Source organism: Agriterribacter sp. (assembly GCF_035445465.1).
Classification (GTDB): domain Bacteria; phylum Bacteroidota; class Bacteroidia; order Chitinophagales; family Chitinophagaceae; genus Agriterribacter.
Genome location: NZ_DAOMQT010000101.1, coordinates 1 through 6,878, shown reverse-complemented (window position 1 = coordinate 6,878; position 6,878 = coordinate 1). Strand labels below are relative to the sequence as shown.

The following is a 6,878-nucleotide window of genomic DNA, read 5'->3' as shown; positions in this document are numbered from 1 at the left end:
ATTTTGCAATAACCATTCCAAAACACTTGTGGATAAAAGGTTGGTATCTCTTATTTTTGCCTCTTCAAAATAAAAAGATGAAAAAACTTTTATCTACGGGTTATACCGACTGGGCATTCAATATTGCCATGTTAGTACTTCGTGCGGGACTGGGACTGATGATGCTGCCGCACGGTTACGATAAACTGGTGCATTTTGCAGCAAAGAAAAACACGTTTATGAATTTTCTGGGAATGGGCAGCACGGTGTCGCTTTCTCTCAGCCTGTTTGCAGAGTTCTTCTGTGCTATATTTGTTATTATAGGATTGTTCACCCGCTTTACGGTAATACCGCTTATTATTGGAATGAGCGTTGCTTTATTTAAAGCGCATGATGCCGCGATATTTGGAGCTGGTGAAAAGGCTGCGCTCTACCTTACCGGTTTTTTAGTTATACTGTTAGTGGGTCCGGGTAAGGCCAGTGCAGATGGAATGATGGGGAAGTGAGGATGGGGTATGAGGTTTCAGGTCTCAGGGTACAAGTTACTGGTTGCAGAATGAGAAATGTGAAAAGGTGATGATTTGAAAATGGGAGTGGGGTCTAAGGACAAGACACACTCAACTAATAGCTGATACCTGACTACCACAAATCCGAAGCCTGAAATCCCCAAGCCGGGGGAAATACAAAGCATCAAGAACCAAATGACAAGAACCAAACCTGCCTGCGGCAGGCAAGCTTGTCCGCCGGGGCGGATAAAATTCAAATGCTAAATCCGAAGCAGAAAGTTCAAAATCCGAAGTGAATACAAAGCACCAAAAGACAAATCACAAGTACCAAATAAATTGAAAAAGCCCGAAGTCGGGAATTCGAACCTGAAGCGAAATCCCAACAGTAAACCACAAACGATAAACCACTAATAAGATGATCAGCCTCCGCCATTGGGAGATTACTTCCACCTTTTAAAATATTAGGCAGTATTCAGATCCGTTTAAGGTCTTAATGACGTTTAAGAACCAAAATCCGAAGAAGGCTGTCAGCCATACCTTATACCTCATACCTTCTACCTTACACCTCACTTCAACGCATTCAGTACGGTATACATCTTACGCACCAGTGATGATGCCGGACCGTTATAGTTGTTCACCAAAAATGAAAAAATATAACTGCTGCCGTTAGATGAAGTATGGTAACCGGTAAATCCTTTTACATTCCTGATGGTGCCGCTTTTCATTTTCATGCCGTTATATACGGGCAATGATTTTAAAAAAGAAGGAAACCAGCTTTGCTTTTGGGCGTATTGCAGTATCTGAACCTGTGCGTGGGTGGTAACCCTGTTCAGGGGAGAAAGCCCTGAGCCATCCACTATATTTAATTCTGCGGCGTTAATGCCGTTTTGCTTCCAGAAATTTTTTACAACGGTAACGCCTGTGTCTGTGGCGCTATAGCCGCTTTCCTTATAGCTTATTGTTTTCAGCAATGCCTCTCCATACAGGTTAATGCTTTTTTTGTTGAACCAGTAAATGATAGAATCCAGCGGGGGAGAAATTTCCGTATGAATGATGGTATAATCTTCAGCCCCGGGAAGAGCTGCCTGTTTTATTTCAGGAACTGTTTCCCCTACGCCTGTCTTTATCATTTTATCTGTTAATTCGGCAATGAATTGCCTGGCGCCTGAGGGAAATGCTCCCGATATGGCAAAGGCATTTTCGTTTACGGGAATGGTTCCCTTAACGATTCCCGCAGTATCATTTAAAGGGAAATAGATATACGCATTGTCTCCCGTTCCCCTGGCTGCCGAGGTTACTGCCGACCGGAGGCTGTATCCGTATAATTTAGGATTGGCGCCTACCATGCGAACAGAGTCGCCTAAGGCTTTGCCGGATTGCAACAGCAGGTCATATTGGTTTTCGCGCCAGTTTAATTTTTCACAGCCTGCGCCGTAGTAGTTACCTATATCCTGCCATATCCAGCCATCAGGAATATAATCAAACTCCCACCTGCTGTTATCTATGACTATGGTGTTAATGTTTTTTTTGTTTTGTTCAAGCGAGCGGGTGATCCGGTTTAATATTGCATTCGCTTTTGTATTCTCCCATCTCTCGCTGCCCAATGTAGGATCGCCGGAAGGAAAAATATATAAAGTGCTGTCGAGATTGTTGGTAGCAAATGATGTGGTATAGCTGAAATCTTTTCCCAGCAGGGCAAAAGCGGTGGCGCTGGTGATTACTTTTTGGGTGGAAGCGGGCGCAAGACCAATCCGCGAATTTTTATCAAACACTACTTTTCCGGTTGCCGCATCTATTACATACAATGAGCTGACGGCATGCGCCAACTGGCTGTCTTCCTCAAACATGAGGAATGCTTTTTGCAGCTTTTGGGTAATGTTTTGCGCGTAAATATTTGTTATGGGCAATAATACAACCATAAGCAGGATACATGCTGATACCGCATTGCCCAAACCCGGAACCTTTTTTCTTATCATAAAAATTATTTATTGCTAAACAGGAAATAATTAAATTTATAGTATGGAAAATGAAGTTAAAGAACCGGCGCTAAAATACAATTATATCTCCCCGGAAGCATACCTCGCAGCGGAACGAACAGCAGGAAGCAGGAGTGAGTATTATGACGGGCACATTATTGCCATGGCCGGGGCCGGTTTAAAGCATAACAGGATTGCCATAAACCTGTACCGGGAAGTGGGCTATTTTTTAAAAGGCAGGTATTGCGGGATACTTCCTGCCGATATGCGTGTTAGCACACCCTTACAAGACGCATACATGTACCCGGATGCGGTAATTGTATGCGGTGAGCCTCAATTAGAAGATGATAAATTTGATACCCTGCTTAATCCTTCCGTAATATTTGAGATACTTTCTCCTTCTACCGGCAGCATGGATAAGGGCAGAAAATTTTTCTTTTACCGTGAAATCCCTTCGCTAAAGGAATACATCATGATTGACACCCTCAGGAAATTGGTGATCGTTTCCCGCAGGCAGCCGGATCATTCCTGGGCCTTTGAAAATATAGCTGAAGAAGGTGCGCTAAGGATTCAAACGATAGACTTTACGCTTACCTTGCAGGAAATTTATGATGGCACAGATATCTGATTCTTTTGATGATCCCCTCAAAATAAACGCTTCCATTATTACCATTGGCGATGAACTGCTGATCGGGCAGGTTATAGATACCAACAGCGCCTGGATAGCACAGGAACTGAACAAAACAGGAATATGGCTCAGGCGCAGGGTATCCGTTGGCGATAGTAAAGCGGAAATCATTCATGCCCTTGATGAAGAAAGCCGCAACGCTGCTATTATTCTTATAACAGGCGGACTGGGCCCTACCGCCGATGATATCACGAAACCCGTGCTTTGTGAATACTTTGGCGGTTCAATGGTTGTTGACGACGGGGCGCTTGCCAATGTGAAAGCCATTTTTGCAAAACTGAACCGCCCGGTAATAGAGCGTAATCTTAAACAGGCCGAAGTGCCCAATAATTGTACGGTTATCCCCAATAACCGGGGAACAGCCCCCGGTATGTGGTTTGAGAAAGACGGAAAGATATTTGTAAGCATGCCGGGCGTACCGCATGAAATGAAAGGGATGATGACGGATTATGTTATTCCTCACCTGCAGCAGCATTTTACTTTTCCCTTTATTGACCATCGTACCCTGCTTACTTTTGGCATTGGCGAATCCTTCCTGGCAGAAGCCATTAAAGACTGGGAAGCGCAACTGCCTGCTCATCTTAAATTAGCCTACCTGCCCAATTATGGTATGGTTCGGTTACGCATAACCGGCAGCGACAATAACAGCAGCCGGTTGCAGGAAACACTACATATCCAGTTTAAAAAATTAAAAGCGCTTGTAGCCGAATGGCTGGTAGCGGACGAAGATATTACGCTTGCACAGGTAACAGGAAGAATGTTGCTGCAAAACAAACAAACCGTTGCTACGGCAGAAAGTTGCACAGGAGGATATATTGCCCACCTCATTACTTCCGTTGCAGGCTCCTCTGCGTGGTTTAAAGGGAGCGTGGTAAGCTATGCCAACGAAGTAAAAGAAAATGTACTGGGCGTGCAAAAAGGCACCCTGCAGTTGGTGGGTGCTGTAAGTGAAGAAACCGTAAAGCAAATGGTGAGCGGCGTTATGGAAAAAATGCAAACAGATTACGCCATTGCTACTTCAGGCATCATGGGCCCGGACGGAGGTACAGCCGGAAAACCGGTAGGAACCGTATGGATAGCGGCGGGAAGCCGTAACAGGATAATGACTGCAATATTTCATTTCCGTTACGACAGGGCGCGCAATATTGAAATGACCTCGCACTATGCTTTAAACCTGTTGCGTAAGCTGATGACCGATGAAGGGATTTCGTTGCCGTAACACCGGGCAATACAGGCGTGCAAAAAGAGTTATTATAAAAATATTCACATATGTATCTGCTGGTTCCTAATTGCACAGCAATACTTACCTTTGAATCTTAACGATAACTAAAATTCTAATATGGCGATAGTTGACCTGGTAATGCCTAAGTTAGGCGAAAGTATCATGGAAGCTACCATTTTACACTGGAGTAAAAAGCCGGGCGATCATGTAAAAGTGGATGAAACCGTGTTGGAAATTGCCACGGATAAAGTAGACAGTGAAGTGCCTTCTACCGCGGAAGGGATAGTGGAAGAATTGTTGTACCGTGAAAATGATGTGGTACCTGTAGGCGCCGTTATCGCAAAGATCAGATCAGAGAACGGCGTGGAAGAACAGTCTCAGATCCCGGAGGCAATCGTATCCGAAATACAAACATCACCCGAAAAAGAAGAGATAAAAGAAGTACCTTATCAGCCATCGCATATAGCCATGCCACCTAAAACAGGAGGCGCCCGGTTCTATTCTCCCCTTGTTTTAAATATTGCAGCTAATGAGGGAGTAAGTCTGTCGGATCTTGAGAAAATACCCGGCACGGGCAATGAAGGACGTGTTACCAAAAAGGATATCCTTCAATGGATTGCCGCTAAATCGGGTGGTGGCGTAACGGAAACCGTTGCACAGCCGCAAAGCATTCCCATCGAGGAGCCAGTTGGAAGTACCGTGCAGCCTGTTGTGCCTGAAAAGGCAGAAGATACGCCACAACCGGAGTATAGCGGTAATGTGGAAGTAATTGAGATGGACCGGACGCGCAGGCTTATTGCAAAGCATATGGTGGAAAGCCAGCGTACCAGCGCACACGTAACCAGCTTTACAGAATGCGATGTAACCAGCATGGTGTTATGGCGTGAAAAGGTAAAAGCGGCCTTTGAAAAGCAGGAAGGAGAGAAGCTGACTTTTACACCTTTGTTTATTGAAGCTATTATTAAATGTATTAAGAAATACCCCTGGCTTAATGCCAGTGTTGAGGGCGATAAAATAATTGTACGAAAAGATATCAATATCAGCATGGCAACTGCTTTACCCAACGGTAATCTTATTGTACCGGTTATACAGGAGGCAGATATGCTGAACCTTACCGGACTCGCTAAAAAAGTAAACCGCCTGGCCGATGCCGCCAGGAACAACCGGCTCCGCCCCGATGATACCCAAAACGGAACTTTTACAGTAACTAACGTAGGAACCTTTGGCAGCTTAATGGGTACGCCCATCATCAATCAGCCGCAGGTGGCCATATTGGCAATTGGTGCCATCAAAAAACGCCCGGTAGTGGTAGAAACCAAACAGGGCGACAGCATTGCCATCCGGCATATGATGTACCTCTCTCTTTCTTACGATCACCGGATAGTAGACGGATCGCTTGGCGCTACATTTCTTACAGCGGTAGCCCATGAAATGGAAAATTTTGATGTGAACAGGAGTTTTTGAGTTGCGGACAGGTTTCAGGGTACAAGTTGCAGGTTGCAAGGTTCAGGACAGTGGCTTTGTTCGTTTATATTTTCTCCTTTTTTAAAATAACCGCGGCAATAAAACCGTTACCATAAGGTAAAGGATATGAACAGTTACAGGAAGGTTAAATCTGTGGCTTAAAAAATAAGCACACTACTTGAGGCTGGTCTTTTTACTTATAGTTGATTGGAAGGTTTTTACATTTTTCTTATATTCGGTAAACTAACCCATACAATTATGAAGACTTTATCCCAAACCTGGTTCGCGGAAGGCTACATTGATTTTGAATTAAAAAAATATACCCTGCTTGCCTACCTGCAGGAGATACATAAAGAGTTTACGCAAAACAAGCTTTACCCGCAGTTATCCGATATCATTTTTCATCACAACAATATCCTGCATTTTAAACATAATAAGGAAATGCTGCAGGAGCAGTTTCCCAAACGTTTTACCGGAGTAAATATAGATAAGCTGCAATTGCTGTATGAAAAAATTGTGGAAGACGATGAAATGATGAAAGAGCTGGAGGATATTATAGCATACGCTGTTAACCTGATGAACTCAACCATTAAAAGCGGCGCCGAGATATACGAATTTGTGGAAGACAAGCTCAATATCGCACCGGTAGGGATCATCCCGCTGGAGAACAGGGAAGGATATTTTTTTCTGTGCAATGGCTCTCATCATCAAACCTATGTATACCAGTACCGGCTGAGCATTTTTGAAAAACATGATGAGAAATACCGTAGTATCAAAACCTCCTTTATTGCACAATGGAAAAGAAACATCGTTCATACCTTTGAGCACATAAAAACGGAGCTCATCCGCAGCAGGAAGGATTTGCCTAATCCGGCAGTGTATTGCATTGAAACCGGTTTGAGCTTTCCGTTAGAAGAAACCTTATTGCCTGTTGCCAAAAGGTCGCTTGTAAAATATATTACGGGAAATGCGGCGTAGTTGCGGTAACGCCACGAAGTAATTATGTAAGAAAAGCATAGTGCAGTTGTTGCGGTCATGCAGCA

At 44.1% G+C, this 6,878-nt stretch carries 6 protein-coding genes; 5 read left to right on the top strand and 1 reads right to left on the bottom strand.

The genetic code is table 11. The annotated features are described in order from the left end of the window. The first annotated feature begins 77 nt into the window (after positions 1-77). Positions 78-485: a DoxX family protein gene (locus PLE34_RS21310; protein WP_324560484.1), complete on the top strand. Its 408-nt coding sequence runs from the start codon at positions 78-80 to the stop codon at positions 483-485. Positions 486-1,051: 566 nt separating this feature from the next. On the opposite strand, the gene dacB is transcribed toward PLE34_RS21310, so the two are convergent. After that, the gene (gene dacB, locus PLE34_RS21305; protein ID WP_324560481.1) at positions 1,052-2,461 is read right to left on the bottom strand and encodes a D-alanyl-D-alanine carboxypeptidase/D-alanyl-D-alanine endopeptidase; all 1,410 of its coding nucleotides are present in this window, start codon (positions 2,459-2,461) and stop codon (positions 1,052-1,054) included. Between the two features lie 43 nt (positions 2,462-2,504). Here dacB and PLE34_RS21300 point away from each other — a divergent pair, with 43 nt between their 5' ends. From PLE34_RS21300 to PLE34_RS21285, 4 genes are all read left to right on the top strand, one after another. Then, the gene (locus tag PLE34_RS21300) at positions 2,505-3,089 is read left to right on the top strand and encodes a Uma2 family endonuclease (protein WP_324560478.1); all 585 of its coding nucleotides are present in this window, start codon (positions 2,505-2,507) and stop codon (positions 3,087-3,089) included. Continuing rightward, positions 3,070-4,368: a competence/damage-inducible protein A gene (locus PLE34_RS21295; protein ID WP_324560474.1), complete on the top strand. Its 1,299-nt coding sequence runs from the start codon at positions 3,070-3,072 to the stop codon at positions 4,366-4,368. The genes PLE34_RS21300 and PLE34_RS21295 overlap by 20 nt, the downstream gene beginning before the upstream one ends. Before the next feature lie 120 nt (positions 4,369-4,488). Then, positions 4,489-5,835 carry a dihydrolipoamide acetyltransferase family protein gene (locus PLE34_RS21290; protein ID WP_324560472.1) on the top strand — a complete coding sequence of 449 codons (1,347 nt, stop codon included), beginning with the start codon at positions 4,489-4,491 and terminating at the stop codon, positions 5,833-5,835. 258 nt (positions 5,836-6,093) lie between these two features. Then, positions 6,094-6,813 (top strand): hypothetical protein, encoded by a 720-nt coding sequence (locus PLE34_RS21285; protein WP_324560469.1) that lies wholly within the window; start codon positions 6,094-6,096, stop codon positions 6,811-6,813. Positions 6,814-6,878: the final 65 nt, after the last annotated feature.

Coding starts and splice junctions, on each gene's coding strand:
- PLE34_RS21285 (WP_324560469.1), top strand. CDS start 6,094: ATGAAGACTTTATCCCAAACCTGGTTCGCGGAAGGCTACATTGATTTT.
- PLE34_RS21295 (WP_324560474.1), top strand. CDS start 3,070: ATGATGGCACAGATATCTGATTCTTTTGATGATCCCCTCAAAATAAAC.
- PLE34_RS21290 (WP_324560472.1), top strand. CDS start 4,489: ATGGCGATAGTTGACCTGGTAATGCCTAAGTTAGGCGAAAGTATCATG.
- PLE34_RS21310 (WP_324560484.1), top strand. CDS start 78: ATGAAAAAACTTTTATCTACGGGTTATACCGACTGGGCATTCAATATT.
- dacB (WP_324560481.1), bottom strand. CDS start 2,461: ATGATAAGAAAAAAGGTTCCGGGTTTGGGCAATGCGGTATCAGCATGT.
- PLE34_RS21300 (WP_324560478.1), top strand. CDS start 2,505: ATGGAAAATGAAGTTAAAGAACCGGCGCTAAAATACAATTATATCTCC.